This is a genomic window from Flavobacterium profundi, assembly GCF_006491645.1.
GTDB lineage: Bacteria > Bacteroidota > Bacteroidia > Flavobacteriales > Flavobacteriaceae > Flavobacterium > Flavobacterium profundi.
Genome location: NZ_VDCZ01000043.1, coordinates 1 through 213, shown reverse-complemented (window position 1 = coordinate 213; position 213 = coordinate 1). Strand labels below are relative to the sequence as shown.

1 protein-coding gene is annotated in these 213 nt (G+C 42.7%); it reads left to right on the top strand.

All coding sequences use genetic code 11. From position 1 onward, the window contains the following. Positions 1–213 (top strand): DJ-1/PfpI family protein (locus tag FHG05_RS18285; protein ID WP_181369201.1); only part of this gene is annotated, 213 nt, incomplete at both ends.

Genomic DNA, 213 nt, shown 5'->3' with positions numbered 1-213 from the left:
AACCACATTTAATTTGGGTACCAGGTGGAGATGCTGATGTATTAGCAGCTATCATTGCCGATAAAGAGTCGCCATTTACAGCTTATGTAACTCAAGCAGGTTCTCAAGCAGGTTCTCAAGCAGAATGGGTATGTTCCGTTTGTGAAGGTGCCGTTTTGCTCGCTAATACAGGTTTGTTAAACGGACATACGATTACAACACATTGGGCATTTG